Origin of the sequence: Bifidobacterium reuteri DSM 23975, from assembly GCF_000741695.1 — a bacterium.
Taxonomy (GTDB): Bacteria; Actinomycetota; Actinomycetes; order Actinomycetales; family Bifidobacteriaceae; genus Bifidobacterium; species Bifidobacterium reuteri.
Genome location: NZ_JGZK01000001.1, coordinates 292,939 through 309,817 on the forward strand (window position 1 = coordinate 292,939; position 16,879 = coordinate 309,817).

Genomic DNA, 16,879 nt, shown 5'->3' on the forward strand with positions numbered 1-16,879 from the left:
GGAATAAGGAAACATCATGGGACAACGTATTGACGTCAACCACGAGAACATCTACTACGGTGACTTCCTTGCTGTGGAAGATGTGAACATCAACATCGAGGCCAACAAGGTCACCGCGTTCATCGGCCCCTCTGGCTGCGGCAAGTCCACCGTGCTGCGCACCCTGGATCGTATGCACGAGCTTATCCCCGGCGCTCACGTCGAGGGCGAGGTCCTGCTCGAGGGCAAGAACCTGTACGACAAGGACGTGGATCCTGTGTCCGTTCGTCGTGACGTCGGCATGGTCTTCCAGCGCCCGAACCCGTTCCCGACCATGTCCATCCGCGAGAACGTGCTCGCCGGTGTTCGTCTGAACAACAAGCACCTGAGCAAGTCCGACGCCGACGACCTGGTTGAGTGGGCCCTGCGCGGCGCCAACCTGTGGAACGAAGTCAAGGATCGTCTGGACAACCCGGGCATCGGCCTTTCCGGTGGTCAGCAGCAGCGTCTGTGCATCGCCCGCGCTGTGGCTGTGCACCCGCAGGTCGTGCTGATGGATGAGCCTTGCTCCGCCCTTGACCCGATCTCCACCCTGGCCGTTGAGGATCTGATCAACGAGCTCAAGGACGATTACACCATCGTGATCGTGACCCACAACATGCAGCAGGCCGCCCGTATCGCCGACTACACCGCCTTCTTCAACCTGAAGGCCGTTGGCCAGCCCGGTCACCTCGAGTACTTCGCCGACACCACGACGATGTTCAACAACCCGCAGAACGAAGAGGCCGAGCGTTACATCTCCGGCCGCTTCGGCTGATCGATCCTGCGCGCGGCCCACGCGGCTGTACGCAGGTTGTGCCTGAGCGTGGCGTTGACCGCGTAAGGCTGATAAAGACCGCCCGTGAGGCGGTCTTTTTGTTTTGTTTTCTTCTTTCTCGCCTGCAACGATTCTGCCAATCCTCGACCTAGTCTGGCGCACTTATGCCGATTGGCAGAATTACTCGGCAGAATCGTCGCTGCTGATGCATTATGAAGTGCAACGATTCTGCCATGGTGGGTTGTGACTTACTCTGATTAAGCCAATCTGCCAGTTGCTTTGGCAGGATCGTTGCGGTGCGATTGCATCACAGTGTGGCGGCGTACTGAGCCACCGAAGCGGTAACTTCCTTGAGATAGTCGAGCGAACGACGCCAATGGCCGGGGACTTCGATTGAATGGTTGGCGTCCGGATACTCATGCACGTGCGGGGTCAGTGCATTCGCGCGCGTACGGTCGTAGAACGGGTCCGCAGTGCCGGCGCAAATCAGCGGCGCAGGGCCGTTGTACCGGCTGACTCGGGCATGCGAATCGCCGGCATGTTCTGAGCGAATCGCCTGTGCTGCCTCTTCCACGCTCGGCGCCTCGGGCTCGCCAACGATGTCATCGCCGACGGCGGGCACCGGGATCACGCGCGCCGACGGGTCAAAGTCGGCGTGATGCAGCACCGGAGTCAGCAATACAAACGGCAGACCATAGTGCGATGCCACATGCGGATAGGTCATCGTCGTCAACGATTTGCCGATCAGCAGCAGTCGCGGCGCGCGGGCAGGCGAGGCAGAGCCATCGGTCCCGGATGCGTTGCGCACTGATGCGACCCAATCGTCGATGGCATCATTGAGCACAGGAATCACGGTGGACAGGTCGTCCGAAGCGTTGCGCACATTCATACGATCGATGCGCCAGCCGTTTTCCGCCAATGCCTGGGCAGCCCAATACAGCAGCGGACGATCGCAGTTGTAGCCAGTGCCGGGCATCAACAGCACGCGCCCGTGCTCATGCCCCGGCTTGACCGTGTTCTTTCTCCATGAAGTGATACTGACTTCCACCGGTGTCTGTGCCATGTTCCCCTTCTTTCGGCCTCTTATCTGCGATTGCCAGTCTACGCTTTTCCGCTAACTGCATTCTCCGAATCCGACGGCAGTGTTTTCGCGATATATGCACCGGTTATAATCAACGATGGTTCTGATCGGGTGACTGCGTCGAACGCGCGCGGACAGGTCGATCAGGGCGAGTCGCAATTCTCGCCGGGGTGACCATGTCCAGCACGACAAGCAAATCAGACGAATGGCAGCATTGACGTCAGCATTGACGTTTATGCGTCTGTGTCGGTGCCACGCATCGACGTCTCTCGCTTGCCGGCGAACGGCGAAACCCCGCACAACCCAAGGAAGTAGAGAGTAATGGAGAAGTTCTTCCATTTGAAGGAGAACGGCACGACCGTCTCGACTGAGATCCTGGCCGGCCTCACCACCTTCTTCGCGATGGCGTACATCATCGTCGTCAATCCGCAAATCCTGTCCCAGACCGGTATGCCGTGGGGAGGCGTGTTCCTCGCCACCATCATCGCGGCCATCATCGGCACCTTGGTCATGGGCCTGTTCGCCAACGTGCCGTACGCGCAGGCGGCCGGCATGGGCCTCAACGCATTCTTCACCTATACGGTATGTTTCGGCCTGGGCTTCACCTGGCAGCAGACCATGTGCATGGTGTTCCTGTGCGGTCTGATTAACATCATCATCACGGTCACCAAGATCCGCAAGATGATCATCCTAGCCATCCCGGTGGTGCTGCAGCAGGCCATCGGCGGCGGCATCGGCCTGTTCGTGGCATACGTGGGCATGCTGAACGTCGGCCTGATCAAGTTCACGCCCGGCGACCCGAAGGCCGCCGCCGAGGGCGGTGCCGTGGCCGCCACTCCTGGTCTTGCCACCTTCAACGACAAGGTGCTGTGGGTGTTCCTTATCGGCCTGCTGCTGGCCGTCGTGTTCACGGTGATGAAGGTCAAGGGCGGCCTGCTGCTGGCCATCGCCATCACCACCGTGGTGGGCATCCCATTCGGCGTGACCAACTTCGGCTCCTCGATGTCCATCTCCGAGACCTTCTCCCAGCTGCCGCAGACCTTCGGCGCGATTTTCTCCGCCGACGGCTTCCCGGCGCTGTTCTCCGACCCGGCCAAGCTGCCGCTGGTGATCGTGACCATCTTCGCGTTCTCCATGTCCGACACGTTCGACACGCTCGGCACCTTCATCGGCACCGGTCGCCGCACCGGCATCTTCTCCCTGGAGGACGAGAAGGCGCTGGAGAACGGCCATGGCTTCTCCTCCAAGATGGACAAGGCCCTGTTCGCTGACTCCATCGCCACCTCGATCGGTGCCATCTGCGGTACCTCCAACACCACCACCTATGTGGAGTCCTCGGCCGGTATCGCGGCCGGTGGCCGTACCGGCCTGACTTCGGTGGTCGTGGCGGTCTGCTTCGCGCTGTCCGCGTTCCTGGCCCCGGTGGTCTCCGCTGTGCCGTCTGCCGCCACCGCCGGTGTGCTGGTGCTGGTGGGCTGCATGATGGCCGCTTCGCTCAAGGAGATCAACTGGGCGGACATCGACGAGGCCATCCCGGCGTTCTTCGCGGCCGTGTTCATGGCCTTCTCCTACTCCATCTCCTACGGCATCGCCGGCGGCTTCATCATGTACTGCATCGTGAAGACCTGCAAGGGCAAGGCCAAGGAGGTCCATCCGATGCTCTGGATCGTCTCCGCGCTGTTCATCCTGGACTTCGTGTGCATGGCGATTCTGTGACGGGCTTGGCAAGCCTATGATTCGGGCAGGTCGATCCGCTGGGTCGGCCTGCCCGTTTGTTTTGGCGGCACATCCGCAACGATTCCGCCATTGCCGAGCGGAGATTGGCGGTATTGCGTCAATCAATCGGCCTGCATGGCAGAATCGTTGCACTGTATGATGGGTCAGCCGCAACGATTGTGCCAAGCGTTCGGCTGGATTGGCTTGACTCCGTAGATTATTGGGATTCGATGGCAGAATCGTTGCTATTGCGACACGCCGATGTGATGGGCGACGGCTGCTTTGTCCGCGACCGACCGTAGTCTATCCACTCGTAAACCACAGACCGTTGGTTGAGGTGCGCGCAAACGCACTTCCGAAGTTTGGTTCGCCAAGCCAGCGCAGGTTGAGAGATATGCGTCCGATAAGGACCGAAGCGGATACGCTTCATGATGTATTGCTCTGCCTGTGCGCAGGGCTTTTTTATTGCCCAGCCGAGTGTTCCGATTTCAGATCAATGGCCGATTTAGGAAGGAACGCCATGAAGAGGCCCGAAAAGGAAGCGGTGGTCGCTCAGCTTACGGAACAGTTCCGTAACGCTGATGCTGTCTACCTGACCGAGTACCGCGGGCTTACCGTTCCGCAGGTTTCCGAACTGCGCGAAAAGCTAGGCCGCGATACTTCCTACACTGTGGCTAAGAACACGCTGGCGCGCATCGCCGCCAAGGAAGCGGGCATTGAGGGTCTCGACGACCTGCTCAAGGGCCCGACCGCCATCACCTTCGTGAAGGGCGACTTCATCGAGGCTGCGAAGACGCTGCGTGATTTTGCCAAGACCAACAAGGCTCTCGTGATCTCGGGCGGCTATGCCGATGGCACCGTCTACGACGCCGAGGGTGCCAAGAAGCTTGCCGACCTTATGTCTCGCCCGCAGCTGCTCTCCAAGTTCGCTGGAGACCTCAAGGCCACGACTGCCAAGGCCGCATACCTGTTCGTCGCTCTGCCTACCAAGGCCGTGCGTACGATCGATGCTCTGCGCGAGAAGCAGGAAAAGGCAGCTTGATTCCCATGCGGCTCGCCGCATGAACAATTCGGAAAACAAATACAACATTGAGACGGTAAGGCCGCCGAGTCGTGCAGGCCGCCGCCAGAATGAAAGGAAGCCATCATGGCTAAGTACACCAACGAAGAGCTCCTGGAAGCTTTTGGTGAAATGACCCTCGTCGAGCTCTCCGAGTTCGTCAAGGCCTTCGAAGAGAAGTTCGACGTCGAGGCCGCTGCCCCGGTCGCCGCTGTCGCTGCCGCTCCGGCTGCTGGCGCTGCTGCTGAGGAAGAGGAGAAGACCGAGTTCGACGTCGTCCTGACCGCTGTCGGCGACAAGAAGATCCAGGTCATCAAGGCTGTCAAGGCCATCACCAACGCTGGCCTGGCTGACGCCAAGGCTATGGTTGACGGCGCTCCGAAGGCCATCCTCGAGAAGGCCAAGAAGGAAGACGCCGAGAAGGCCAAGGCTCAGCTGGAAGAGGCTGGCGCCACCGTCGAGCTCAAGTGATTTGTGCGGCTTGAGCCGCGAATCAACAGCTTGTGAAACCCCGCATCTGAGCAATCAGGATGCGGGGTTTCTTGTATTTCTTGATTTGTGCGCGATGAAACTATCGGCCTATTGGCCTGGCGGTTTGGGCACTGTCGGTTTGGACACTGAGGGGAATACGCTGCGGGTCAGACGCTAGTCTGACTAGACGCTGTGGATTTCCCCGTTGACTGACGGAAATACAACGGAATTATGTGGTATCTCCATCAGCTAACGTCTTATTCCCCGTCAGCAACGTTATATCTCCGTCAGTCAGTCTCCGTCAGTTGACGAGGGGAATAGAGCCTTTCGACAAAACCGGGCGATTCTTCTCGTTATAATTCGCGGAAAATCAGCACAAGATGACACAATTGCACGTAATGTGGTCAGTAGTGTGTTTAGGAAGGCGGTCATGGTGAGCGAGTGGACGGTGCGGATCAATGGAGTTGATCAGGTCAGCGTCAAACCTGGCGAGAGCTTGGAGATTGGTCGTAAGCCATTGCGCCCGCTTGCCGCCAATGGCCGCACCCGTCTGGATGTGGTCGACCAGACCAAGTCGATGTCGAAACGTCACGCATTGTTCTCGGTGCAGGAGAATGGTTCGGCATGCGTGCGCGATCTTGGTTCCACCAACGGTTCATATGTGGTGCGTGACAACGGGGATTTGCTCCGTCTGCCGGCGAATGCCGATTTTCTCCTGCCTGTCTCACCGATGCGTATGCAGTTCGGTGATGTTCCTGCCGACTTCATCCGTATCGACGAGCCTGTTGACGCGGAATCCAGCCAGCCGGTGCCGGATCTCTTCGGCTATGCCACGTCCGATGCACCGCAGGAGCCGGATGCCGCGGACATGTCGGTGGACGATATTCTCGATTTGCGCGCAGGGGAGCCTACCGCCATATTCAGCGCGGATAGTGTGAAGCGCAAAGTCAACGAGTTGGAGCTGGGCAGTCTCAATATCGTGCAACTCAACCATCAGCCCGAAGAACCACTCTCGCCGCGTGATTTGTTTGCCGATGCCGAAGCGCAGCAGCAAGCCGCTGCACAGGAGCCCGTGGAGCCGGAGACGCCCGCTGAGAGCGAACAGCCCAAGTCCGCGTTGCGTCCGGGTATCCGCATCTCCGGGTTGGTTCCGGTGGATGCGATCGCCCATCCTGCGCATTTGGCGGAACAGTCCTCATCGGACCATACTGAATCGGTCCATGCCGAACCAAACAATGCCGAGCCAGTGGACCAGACGACGATCGTACCGGACCCGTCGCCCGAATCAACGGCAACGCAGTCTGCGGAACAGGGGAGCGGCCCCGCCCAGGATGCCACGTTGAGCGCATCCGCAAGCGAGAGTGACAGTGACACAGCAGTGCCGGAATCGACTCCCGCAGACGGGGAGTCTGCCGAACGGTCCGCGCAAACCAGTGCTGAGCAGACCAGTACTGCACAGGCCTACACTGAGCAGTCCAGTGCCGCGCAGTCCAGCGATGAGCAGACCAGCAATCCGCAGGCAGGCGATGGCCAGACCACGAATGCCACGGAGACCACGGATGGCGCGACGCACGCTACCAATCCGTCGCTGGTGTTCGAGCCTATTGTCATGCCGGGCGACGATACCGCTGGCGATGGCGCGACCCATGCGGATGGCTCTGGTACTGTGAGCGCCGCCGGGCAGACGGGTACGGATACCGCATTTGCCGGAGCCGCAGCAGGTGCCTCGGAATATGCCGCAGCCAACACGTACACCCCCGCATTCGAGCCGGGGTCGGTGTTCGACAAGGTGGCGAAGGGTGAGCTGAAGGCACAGGAGCCGGTGGTGGAAGTCGATGGGTACAATTCCAACGATGCCCAAACCACGCAGGACTTCTCGGTGCAATTCGAGATCGCACGCCGTCCCGAATTGCTGGCGTTTCTCGCGATGAACCCATATCTGTACGATGACATGTACGCTTGGCTTGCCGCCCGCGGCGAAGCTGATATCGATGAAGCTCTGGCCAACAACAAGGGCTATCAGGAATACCGCGAAGCGGTCGGAAAGTGAGCCGGGAGATGACTCAAACGCAGGATCAGCAGAATCCACAGAATCAGCAGAATCCACAGAATCAGCAGGAACATCAGGCACAGCAGAACGAGCGGACGGCCAGCACCATGATCGGACTGAACCGTATCCGCGGTTGGCGGGACAAGTACCGTGCCATGCTCGCACCGTCGCCGCTGGAGGACGTGAACCAGCTGGTGGCCAAACTGGACATGACCCATGCCCATCCGTCCGGAATCGCCCAGCTGTTCGCATCAGGCCACGTCCGCCTGGATTCCTTGTTCCGTGATACCGGCATGCTCAAGGCGGCGGAACGCCATCTCACCCGAGTGCTCGACGATCAGACGGCCAAGCGCCGAATCTCCGGCGTGGCGGAGCTGTCGATGGCGGTGGGCGTAGCCACATGGAACGGCAACGCGCTGCCGGTGCTGCTGTATCCAGTGACCGTCTTCCTACCCAAAGAAGGCTCCGCGCCCTCCATCCAGTTCGCCGGTCGCGTCACGCTGAACAGCACATTCGTCAATGTGCTGCGCGAGCAGCGCGTGTATCTGAACGAGGATGCGCTGTTCGACGGATCCAGCTATGACAGCGGTACGCCTGAGACCTCCGCGATGTTCTCCCGGATTGCCGCCGAGGCGCATGAGGCTATCGCCGATTTCGCCATCGAACGCCATATCGTGCTGGGCTGCTTCATGGATCCCAACTCATTGATCGTGTCAGAAAGCCAGCAGTTCATCGACCAGCTGGAGAACGGTGCAACCGGCAATGTGCTGCTGGATGCGCTCGCCGGCGACGAGCAGGCGCAGGCGTCGCTCAGAGATGCGAATCCGCCACAGTACAGCCCGTTCGATTCCGATCCGCATGCCGAATTCGCGGTCGGGGATGTGGACAACACCGTACGGTACGCGGCGGATCTGGCAGCTGCCGGTCACAGCATCGTGATCGATGGGAGCTTCCCCAAGGGGGCCGCCGAGCAGGCCGTGGCTATCGCGTCCCGCTGCCTGATGAGCGGACGCTCCGTGCTGTATGTGCCCGGAGTCACCGAGCAGAAGCGTCGCTTCATCCAGGCCGCATCGGCTCATGAGCTCAAGGCGCAGCTGCTTGACGTTTCGGATGAGCACGCCAATGCTGCCATCGACAAGCAGCTTATCGCAGCGGTCGGTTTCCAGCCGGGCGTGGCAACCCAGCGTTTCGACCAGTTGGCCGACGAGCTGGTGGGAGTGCGCTCCCGACTGACCCGATACCTTGGCGATCTTCACGGCGTCAGCGACAAGTGGAACGTCTCCGCATATGAGACCATCCAGAATCTGGCGCGTATCTCCGTGCTGCCCACGCATCCCGCCACCCATGTGCGCCTGCGCGAGCAAAGCGCGCTTACCGTCGGCTCCGACATGGAGGCGTGGATTAGCAAGCTTGAGCGTGCGGGAGAACTCGGCGAATTTGCCATCGGCCCCGAAGACACGGCTTGGTACAAGGCGAATCTGACCACTGAGGATCAGGCCATCGATGCGTATCGGCGTGTGGATGACCTGCTGCGCCGCTATCTGCCTGCCACGCGCGAGCAGGTGAAGCGCACGGTGCAGACGTGCGGTTTCCCTGTACCCGCCACCACACGTGAGTGGGAGCGTCAGGTGACGGTGCTCAAGAACCTCAGGCGTGTGCTTGATGTCTTCCAGCCGGAGATTTTCGAGCGGGACATCGATGCGATGATTCAGGCCACGATGTCCAAGGCGCAGCGCAAGTCCGAGGGGGCTGGCATGGGCTTCTGGGAGCGTCGCCGCCATATCAAGGAAGCCAAGTCCCTGTTGCGGGTCGGCGCCCAGGTGGAGGATCTGCATGAGGCGCTGAAGGTCGTGGCCAAGCAGGGGGAGCAGTGGCGCCAGTTCGTGCCTCACGGCGGCTGGCCGGTGCTGCCCACCAAGCTGGACGACATCATCACCACACTTGATGGGCTGCTGGGCAACATGACCTCCCTGGACACCGTGCTGGCCACCACGCCTACCGGCGGCAATCTGGAGACCGTCGATTTCAACACGGTCGAAGCGCGCCTGAAAGCGCTGCTCGACGACCGCAAGGCATTGGATACCCTGCCCGAACGTTGCCGTCTGGAACAGGACCTCGCAGCGGCTGGCCTGACTGAATTGGTCAATGACCTGACGATTCGGCATGTCGGCGTCGATCAGGTTCGCGGGGAACTGCAGCTGGCATGGTGGACCACGGTGTTCGACGACATCGTTCGCTCGTCCGCAATCATCTCGAATCAGGATGGGTCTGCGTTGCAGACCGCATCCGACCGGTTCGCGCAAGTCGATGTGGAGCACGTGCGCTCCATCGGGCCGATGGTGGCGCAGGAATCGATGCGCCGGCTGTGCGACATGCTGTTCTCCCGCACGCAGGAAGCCAATCAGCTGCACACCGTGCTCGCGGGACGCGGACATGTGACGCTCAGCCGAATCCGCCGCGACCATCCGGAGATCCTCGCTGCGGCCAAGCCGATCATGGTGGCGGCACCGGGTACCCTGGCCGCTCTCACGGAGCCGGGCATGCTCGCCGACGTGGCCATTCTCGATGCATGCGCGCATATCCCGTCAATCGAACTACTGTCCATCCTGGGACGTGTGCGCCAGGTGGTGGTGATCGCCCATTGTGCAACGGTCACCAGCGAATCGGTCAAGGAACTGATTGGCATGCTGCCACATGTCACAGTGGTGGCTCAGCCATGCTGCCGTGCGCCACGGTTGGCTGCATTTCTGGAATCCGAGGGATACGGGCCCGTCGATTACGACGTGGCTACGGAGCCGGCCACCGGTTCGGTCCGGTTCCACCGCATCGAGGCCAATGGCGTACCCGTGATGTCAACCGGTCTCGTGGAGTCCAGTCAGCAGGAGATCGACGAAGTCGTGCGTCTCATCACCGAGCGCGCCTCCAGCTTCACCGTGGTGCCTTCCCGCTACATCCTCGCCGTCGTGGTGATGACGGACGTGTTCCGTACGCGTCTGGGAGCCGAACTCAAGTCGCTCGCTTCCAAGAACAAGCCGATGGGGCGCTTCCTGCGCCATGTGCGGTTGGTGCCGTTGCGCGATGTATCGGGTACGCAGGCCACGGACGTGATCATTTCGATGTGCTACGCCAAGACCGTGCACGGCCGTCTGCTGCAGCAATTCGGAGTGTTGGAAAGCGACGGGGGTCGCGGCATGCTCCTGGACGCTCTGGCGCTCGCCGACCGCAATCTTGACATCGTTTCCGCCTTCGGCCCGGAGGACATGGATGACGAGCGCCTGCATCAGGCAGGCCCGAGATTCCTGAAAACGGTGCTGTCGTGGGCGGGCCAGATGGATGAGCGGCCGGTGCTGCCGGTGCGCTCTGTGGCTGGCGGCAATGTGCTGTTCAACGATCTTGCCGATCGCCTGCGTGCACGTGGCCTTGATGCTGCGGTGGATTACGGTTTTGACAAGGGCGTGAAGATCCCGCTCGTCGTCGGCTTGAAGGACAAGCCGTTCGCGTTGGCTGTGCAGACCGATGACGCCAATTTCATGTCGGTGCAATCCACTCGCCGCCGTCACCGTCTGAGCAGCCAGGACCTGATGTCGTTGGGTTGGAACGTCATGACGGTGTGGAGTGTGGCTGCCTTCGTCAATCCCGATAAGGAAGTCGAGCGTATCGTGACTCGTCTCGGCGGAGATCTACCGCGAGGTGGCATAGGCATGGCTGAGTATTCGGCGAGCCGCCGAACCCCGCGCCAGCATAGGCGTGTGGTCATGAAAGGCACTGAGCGGTTCGACGCCGATGGCGTCAAACTCGAGCCCGGTGACATGCAGACCGAGCAACAGCGCGACGCCGACGACGACAAGCGCATCCTGGGGGAGCTGCCGCCTCACTGGGCTGTGTTCAACGACAAGCGTTGAACTTCGCCCAGTGAGGCGGCCTTCGCGGGCGCTTGTGGTGCGCCCGCTCACTTCAGCGCATCACGGCTACGATCGCGCCGGCCTCCTGTGATTGCATGACGCGTACTGCTGCATCGGCCGGCATCGCGAATGATGCCTTGCGCTGCACTGTGCCATATCCGGATTCGGCATCCGGGTCCGCCTCGTTGACGCCCATCACCAGAGCGTCGTCGGCAAGCACGCATGTGGCGGCGGTGCCATACGACGGCGAAGTGTCCGTCTGAGTACCGTTCTCGTTGCTGCCCCCGTCGCTGGAATGGCCGCCGTCGGCGCATCCCAATGCTGACACCAGTTTCACACGATCGCCGGTTGCCAATTCGTCCAAGGCGCTGGCCAATCGCACTTCCACCACGGTGTTCCCCGGCGGCACCAGCGGAGCAGCCCTAGTCATCGATGTCAGCACCGGATCGCCGCCGCCGATATCGATATATGCGACATTTCCGATCAACTCGTCAATGGAGTCGGTCATGGATGCCGTCACTGCGACAACAGGGAACCGGATGACTTCCACATCGTCCGCTCCGATGATCTCGCCGCGCGCGATCGGCCGTGCGGCCACCGCCACCGGTGCCGTGCCGGTCTGTGACACCACCGCTTCAATCGCGAACAACAATGCCAAACCGGCGCACAGTGCGGCGGTGAGGCGCCGTGCTGCAAAAGAGGCCCGTCGGCGCCGCAATGAGCCGGTGGGCGGAATCCTGAATTTCGGCAATACAGAAAAGGTCACCATGCGAACATGGTGACCGTAGTGTCAGCGTCTTGGCAAGCCAAACCGACCTATGTGGTTCTAGCTTGCCGAGTTATCCACATAGTTTCACATCGTGGACATTACTTGGATGATTTGTCGGTACGGTAGAAACCGTGGCCTTTGAATTCGATCGGCACGGCCGAATACACCTTATGCACCTGCTCCTGAGAGCACTTCGGGCACACTGTGATCGGATCGTCGGAGAACGACTGCTGTTCGGTGAAATCGTAGCCGCAGTTCTTGCAGCGGTAATGATAAGTAGGCAACGGATTCCTCCACACACATACACAAGTTTTTTCCCGCATGACCCAGCGCCATGCCAAGCAACCGTTCATATCCTAGTCATTGCCCTGACACTTCGCCTTGGGAGCGCTGACGCTTCGTCTTGAGAGCACTGACACTTCGCTTCGGTGGGTCAGCCCCGGCAGCCGGTGGTCTCAAGGCCAATGCCGGGAATCAGTCGTCTGCGCGACGCCGAAGCCGCCGATATCCCGCCGGTGTGAGGACAGCGTCAGCCGGCACGTCATGCGGCTGGGTGGGCAGACGGCCGCCGGTCACCTCCCACGGCCAGCACACCGCGATCAGCAGGCAATCCTGCCGTCGTGCGGCCAGTGCACGGTCATACCATCCGGCTCCGCGGCCAAGGCGGACGCCCTGCGAGTCCACGCCGAGGGCGGGTGCGATGACGACATCCGCCTGCTTGAGGGCGTCGGGAGGCAGCACGTCCGAACTCGGTTCGTCGGGCCGCAGATGGCCGGTGCCGCTCACTTCCTGCAGATCGTCCAGCGAACGGACGACGCTCCAGCCGATGTCGAGACCGGATCCCAATCGCGGTACCAGAACCGTGCAGTCCTGCGTCAGCAGCCATGCAATCAGCGGCCGTGTCTCGATCTCCGTGCCCATGGACACGTATGCCGCCACCGTCATATGCGGCCGGACCGTCAGTTCGGGCAGCTCGCGCACCAGGGCGCGTCCGGCGATGAGGCGCTCATGGGAAGTGGTGCGCTTGCGCAGCGACAGCGCGCGATGGCGCAATTCGCTCTTGGACGGTTCGCCGGCCGCCTGCGGATCCTCATGTGCGGAATTGTTGTCGCTCATATCGCACAACATAGCGCAAATATATCGCACAACATATCGCACCCGGGCAATGATCCGTCATGTCGATACGTGGCTACAATAAGGGCCGTGTCAGTTTTCCGATCCATCAAAGAAGCGCTCCACCCCGACAACCAGATTCGCATGCCCCGCCTGACCCATGCCGGTTGTCCCATCGTGCTGCGCCCGCTGACCATGGATGACGAGGACGCCTGGGATGAGGTCCGCTGGCGCAACAACGCGTGGCTGGCACCTTGGGAGTCGGGCGATCCGATGCATGGCGGATCCATCACATTCAACCAATGGATCCAACGCCAGCGCCGCAACGAGCAGCATGGCATAGGCGCTTTGTTCGCCATCGAATACCAGATGCGCATCGTCGGGCAGATCTCCTTGGGCGCGATCTCCTATGGCTCGATGCGCACCGGTGTGGTCGGATACTGGGTCGACCAACGCTACGCGGGCCATGGTTTCGCTCCGATGGCGCTCGCCATGCTTGCCGACTGGGCGTTGACCGATCCGTTCGGTCCGGCTCTGCATCGTCTGGAAATTGCCATTCTGCCCGATAATGCGCGCTCGCTGGCGGTGGTGCGCAAAGTGGGTGCGCATCATGAGGGATTGCGCGAACGATACATTTATGTCAACGGTCAGTGGCGTGACCATGTGACCTTCGCGATGTTGGCCGAGGATGCCGGGCAGGGGTTCACTGAGCGATTGCTGCATGGGTCGTCTGGTTCGACACGCCCGTAGCTGAACCTGCCAGTTCGTCGGCGGGTCTCCTATTCTTGACTCTATGGGTTACGAGTCACTAAGCACAGTTATCGTGCTGGTGATAGCGGTGATCGTAGTCGCCGTATGGCTGCCTGCGCGTACGGCCAACGGTATGAAGCGTGCAGCCGAACACCGGCAGGATCGCTACTCTCCCTCGCTGCGCATAGTGGAGGCGGCGGATGGCAGACGATTCGGCGATGTCAAGCCGCGTGAGGCGAAAGGGGCAGCAATGCCAGTATCTACAACGTCAGGAAAACTGACACCGGCGCATATCGCGCATGTGCGTGAACTGCGCAGGCAGTCCATCAGACGCCGTCAGATTCTTGTCGGTGCATTGCTTGCCGTAACGGTACTGGTGGTGGTGCTGGGTCTGACGTTGCATTTCAGCCCGCTGTTCGCGTTGATTCCGTTCTCCCTGACGGTTGTGGTGCTGGCTTTGGGTGCCAACGCGGCGCGTCAGGCTCGTGAATGGGAACGTAAGGTGCGGCGTTACGAACGTACGCATGCACGTACCCGTACCCCTCAGGTGACGCAGAATGCCAGGCGCGATCAGGCGACTGCCGAAGTGGCTGGCTCTCGGTCGGAATCCGCTGACCGCAGTGATGCCGGTGATTCCAAGGCCGCAGTCGTCGTGGATAAGGGTGTTCAGCGTCAGATGCCCGATGAGACCTCTACCGAGGTGATGGAACAACGCCAGATTCGTCGTGCGCTGCGTGCGGCGGAGGTCGAGCAGGCCAAAGCCAAGGCGGAGCGCGAACGCCAGCGCCGCGAGAACCAGTCCGAAGCGGTGGCCGAGGGGGCTTCGCAGCAGTCCTCGCCGTCAGCGGATTCGATTTATGCCGAGACACCGGACCAAGCCGATGCACAGTCCAGCCGGCACACTCCAGCCGAAGAGGATACGAAGCGTGCTTCTGCCACCGAACCATCCCTCACCGTGCGCGACGAGCGTGACCAAGAGATGAGTGACGCCACATCCGAATTGGCGTCGGTCACGCCGGCCCGTGCACTGGACGTATTCGACATGGCCACCTCGCAGGATCTTATTTCGTTCTCGCTCGGCGAACCGCGCAACGAGGGCAATGCGCCGGAAAGCCTGGAGATCAAGTCCACTCGTCAGGTATCCAAGGCTGAGCCCGTGGCGCCGGAAGTGGCTGAGCGATTGATCGATGAGGCGCGCGCCGCCAAGGCCGCGGATGATGCGCAGGCGGCGGAGAAGGCTGAATCGTCTGCCAAGTCCAAGGTCGGTTCGGATGATGAGGCCGGTTCTGATGGAACCGGTGCGAACGAGGCCAGTGCGAACGTGGATGCAGTCCAAGCCGAGGAGGCCGAGTCCTTCCGGGAGCGCGAGGAGCACGCCGAAGTCGAGGCTCCGGCGGCGACTTCCGATTCGTTGAGCGTGGGGCTTGATTCCATCCTCGCCCGTCGAGGCAACTGATTGGCATCGTTTTTCTCTCACAGCGTTAGCACTCGAGTTGGCAGAGTGCTAATAATCGCGCTACCATAAGTCCTAGCGCAAAGGGACAACGCAAGTGATCGTCAGCCTCTTGAGACGTTCTGGCGCGGCATTATCGAACTGAACTATAGAGATACGAGGTGACCCACAGTGTCGATTAAGCTCACACCGTTGGAAGACAAGATCATCGTCAAGCAGGCGGAAGCCCAGACCCAGACCGCATCCGGCCTCTACATTCCGGACAACGCCAAGGAGAAGCCGCAGCAGGGCGAAGTGCTGGCTGTCGGCCCCGGCCGTCGCGATGACAAGGGCGAGCGCATCCCGATGGATGTCAAGGTCGGCGACAAGATTCTGTACTCCAAGTACGGCGGCACCGAGGTGCACTACGAGGGTGAGGATTACCTCATCGTCAGCTCTCGCGATGTGCTCGCCATCCTTGGCTGAGTAACGCTGGCTGAGTGACGCTCGCAGCTGGTCGTTATCGCTGCATGAGACCCCGGTTGTTCATCCGAACAGCCGGGGTCTTGTCATTCCGCCCTCTCCTGCGCATTCCGTCCCGTCATCCTCTCGCCTTACCGCACTAAACGTACGCTGAGGCCGGCGTAGTGTACGTTTGCTGAGGGTAGTTGGGTGAGGGAAACCTGTGCTCGCTCATAGCGTAGTTGAGGCTTCCGGCGCGCTGCACGTACACTGGGTAGCGGATTGAAGTCGCTATGAAAGAGGCTGTCATGAGCGCCAGTGCCACCGTTTCCGCAGACCAGCTTGTCCGCATCGCCGATACCTTGGAGTCTGCACTGTCCAGTTCGCGCGAGGTCATCGATCTGGTGGTCACCACGTTTGCTGCTGGCGGACATCTGCTGCTTGAGGATGTGCCGGGAGTCGGCAAGACCACATTGGCCCGCGCCATGGGGCAGGCTATAGGCGGTCAGGCCAGCCGCATCCAGTTCACGCCCGATCTTCTGCCCAGTGATCTGACCGGCGTCAGCATCTATGCGCGGGATGCGCATGACTTCGAATTCCATCCCGGCCCGCTGTTCGCCAACATCGTCATCGCCGACGAGATCAATCGCGCCAACCCCAAAACCCAATCCGCCATGCTGGAGGCCATGAACGAAGGGCAGGTCAGTGTGGACGGGGTCAGCCATCCGTTGCCAGACCCGTATCTGGTGATCGCCACACAGAATCCGATTGAATTGGAGGGCACATATCCGTTGCCGGAAGCCCAGCTCGACCGTTTCATGGCTTGCACGAGCTTTGGATATCCGTCAGCCGAGGCTGAGGCAGCCATGCTCATAGCGACCGACTGGTCGAATCCACTGGACCGGGTGAGTCAGGTATGCAGCGCCGAACAGGCGGCCGATATGCGTTCCGCGGTCCGCGACGTGCGGCTTGCCGGGCCTGTGGCCGATTATCTGGTGACGCTCACCAGGGCCACGCGCTCCCATGATGGTGTGCGCTATGGTGCCTCGCCGCGTGCCAGCCTGCATCTGGCGGCGATGGCTCGCGCGCGTGCGTTCATCGCCAGACGTGATTATGTGCTGCCCGATGATGTGCGGGAACTCGCCGTGCCGGTGCTCGCACATCGTCTGGTGCTGGATGATGCCGGAATCGATGCCGGGGCGATGTCTCGCGCCCGCTCTGTCGTCGAAGACATCGTAGCCTCCACCGCAGTGCCGCGCGTGTGAGGGGCATGGGAG

Annotated in this window: 13 protein-coding genes and 2 pseudogenes; 11 read left to right on the forward strand and 4 right to left on the reverse strand. The window is 61.0% G+C overall.

Annotation, left to right across the window (positions count from 1 at the left end):
• Positions 1-16 precede the first annotated feature (16 nt).
• Positions 17-796: a phosphate ABC transporter ATP-binding protein PstB gene (gene pstB / locus BREU_RS01120; RefSeq protein WP_044089148.1), complete on the forward strand. Its 780-nt coding sequence runs from the start codon at positions 17-19 to the stop codon at positions 794-796.
• 307 nt (positions 797-1,103) lie between these two features.
• Here pstB and BREU_RS01125 read toward each other — a convergent pair whose 3' ends face one another.
• Positions 1,104-1,859, reverse strand: a complete 756-nt coding sequence (locus tag BREU_RS01125; RefSeq protein WP_044089147.1) for a hypothetical protein — start codon at positions 1,857-1,859, stop codon at positions 1,104-1,106.
• 339 nt (positions 1,860-2,198) lie between these two features.
• Between BREU_RS01125 and BREU_RS01130 the strand changes: the two genes are divergently transcribed.
• From BREU_RS01130 to BREU_RS12560, 6 genes and pseudogenes are all read left to right on the forward strand, one after another.
• Positions 2,199-3,593 carry an NCS2 family permease gene (locus BREU_RS01130; protein ID WP_044089146.1) on the forward strand — a complete coding sequence of 465 codons (1,395 nt, stop codon included), beginning with the start codon at positions 2,199-2,201 and terminating at the stop codon, positions 3,591-3,593.
• Positions 3,594-4,113: 520 nt separating this feature from the next.
• Positions 4,114-4,635, forward strand: coding sequence for a 50S ribosomal protein L10 (gene rplJ / locus BREU_RS01135; protein WP_044089145.1), 522 nt, complete (start codon positions 4,114-4,116; stop codon positions 4,633-4,635).
• A 105-nt stretch (positions 4,636-4,740) separates the two neighbouring features.
• A complete protein-coding gene (gene rplL / locus BREU_RS01140) occupies positions 4,741-5,124 on the forward strand; it encodes a 50S ribosomal protein L7/L12 (RefSeq protein WP_044089143.1) in 384 nt (127 codons plus the stop codon).
• Between the two features lie 433 nt (positions 5,125-5,557).
• Positions 5,558-7,174: a variant leucine-rich repeat-containing protein gene (locus tag BREU_RS01145; RefSeq protein ID WP_044089170.1), complete on the forward strand. Its 1,617-nt coding sequence runs from the start codon at positions 5,558-5,560 to the stop codon at positions 7,172-7,174.
• 107 nt (positions 7,175-7,281) lie between these two features.
• A pseudogene (locus BREU_RS01150) lies at positions 7,282-10,873 on the forward strand (helicase).
• A 2-nt stretch (positions 10,874-10,875) separates the two neighbouring features.
• On the forward strand, positions 10,876-11,076 hold the full coding sequence (locus BREU_RS12560) for a hypothetical protein (protein ID WP_044089142.1): 201 nt from the start codon (positions 10,876-10,878) through the stop codon (positions 11,074-11,076).
• A gap of 52 nt (positions 11,077-11,128) precedes the next feature.
• Here the strand turns inward: BREU_RS12560 and BREU_RS01155 are convergent, their stop codons facing one another.
• The 3 genes from BREU_RS01155 to BREU_RS01165 form a co-directional block, all read right to left on the reverse strand.
• Positions 11,129-11,734: an SAF domain-containing protein gene (locus tag BREU_RS01155; protein WP_462138064.1), complete on the reverse strand. Its 606-nt coding sequence runs from the start codon at positions 11,732-11,734 to the stop codon at positions 11,129-11,131.
• Between the two features lie 209 nt (positions 11,735-11,943).
• Positions 11,944-12,129: an FmdB family zinc ribbon protein gene (locus BREU_RS01160; protein WP_044089141.1), complete on the reverse strand. Its 186-nt coding sequence runs from the start codon at positions 12,127-12,129 to the stop codon at positions 11,944-11,946.
• Between the two features lie 190 nt (positions 12,130-12,319).
• On the reverse strand, positions 12,320-12,961 hold the full coding sequence (locus tag BREU_RS01165; protein ID WP_044089167.1) for a 5-formyltetrahydrofolate cyclo-ligase: 642 nt from the start codon (positions 12,959-12,961) through the stop codon (positions 12,320-12,322).
• 69 nt (positions 12,962-13,030) lie between these two features.
• On the opposite strand from BREU_RS01165, the gene BREU_RS01170 reads away from it, so the two are divergent.
• The 4 genes and pseudogenes from BREU_RS01170 to BREU_RS01185 all read left to right on the forward strand — a co-directional run bounded on the left by BREU_RS01170 (position 13,031) and on the right by BREU_RS01185 (position 16,867).
• The gene (locus BREU_RS01170) at positions 13,031-13,708 is read left to right on the forward strand and encodes a GNAT family N-acetyltransferase (protein ID WP_238566967.1); all 678 of its coding nucleotides are present in this window, start codon (positions 13,031-13,033) and stop codon (positions 13,706-13,708) included.
• A 691-nt stretch (positions 13,709-14,399) separates the two neighbouring features.
• Positions 14,400-15,164, forward strand: a pseudogene (locus BREU_RS12630) (hypothetical protein); the annotation flags it as partial.
• Positions 15,165-15,332: 168 nt separating this feature from the next.
• Positions 15,333-15,626, forward strand: coding sequence for a co-chaperone GroES (gene groES, locus BREU_RS01180; protein WP_044089138.1), 294 nt, complete (start codon positions 15,333-15,335; stop codon positions 15,624-15,626).
• Positions 15,627-15,910: 284 nt separating this feature from the next.
• Positions 15,911-16,867, forward strand: a complete 957-nt coding sequence (locus tag BREU_RS01185; protein ID WP_044089166.1) for an AAA family ATPase — start codon at positions 15,911-15,913, stop codon at positions 16,865-16,867.
• Positions 16,868-16,879: the final 12 nt, after the last annotated feature.

Coding starts and splice junctions, on each gene's coding strand:
- pstB (WP_044089148.1), top strand. CDS start 17: ATGGGACAACGTATTGACGTCAACCACGAGAACATCTACTACGGTGAC.
- BREU_RS01125 (WP_044089147.1), bottom strand. CDS start 1,859: ATGGCACAGACACCGGTGGAAGTCAGTATCACTTCATGGAGAAAGAAC.
- BREU_RS01130 (WP_044089146.1), top strand. CDS start 2,199: ATGGAGAAGTTCTTCCATTTGAAGGAGAACGGCACGACCGTCTCGACT.
- rplJ (WP_044089145.1), top strand. CDS start 4,114: ATGAAGAGGCCCGAAAAGGAAGCGGTGGTCGCTCAGCTTACGGAACAG.
- rplL (WP_044089143.1), top strand. CDS start 4,741: ATGGCTAAGTACACCAACGAAGAGCTCCTGGAAGCTTTTGGTGAAATG.
- BREU_RS12560 (WP_044089142.1), top strand. CDS start 10,876: ATGGCTGAGTATTCGGCGAGCCGCCGAACCCCGCGCCAGCATAGGCGT.
- BREU_RS01165 (WP_044089167.1), bottom strand. CDS start 12,961: ATGAGCGACAACAATTCCGCACATGAGGATCCGCAGGCGGCCGGCGAA.
- BREU_RS01185 (WP_044089166.1), top strand. CDS start 15,911: ATGAGCGCCAGTGCCACCGTTTCCGCAGACCAGCTTGTCCGCATCGCC.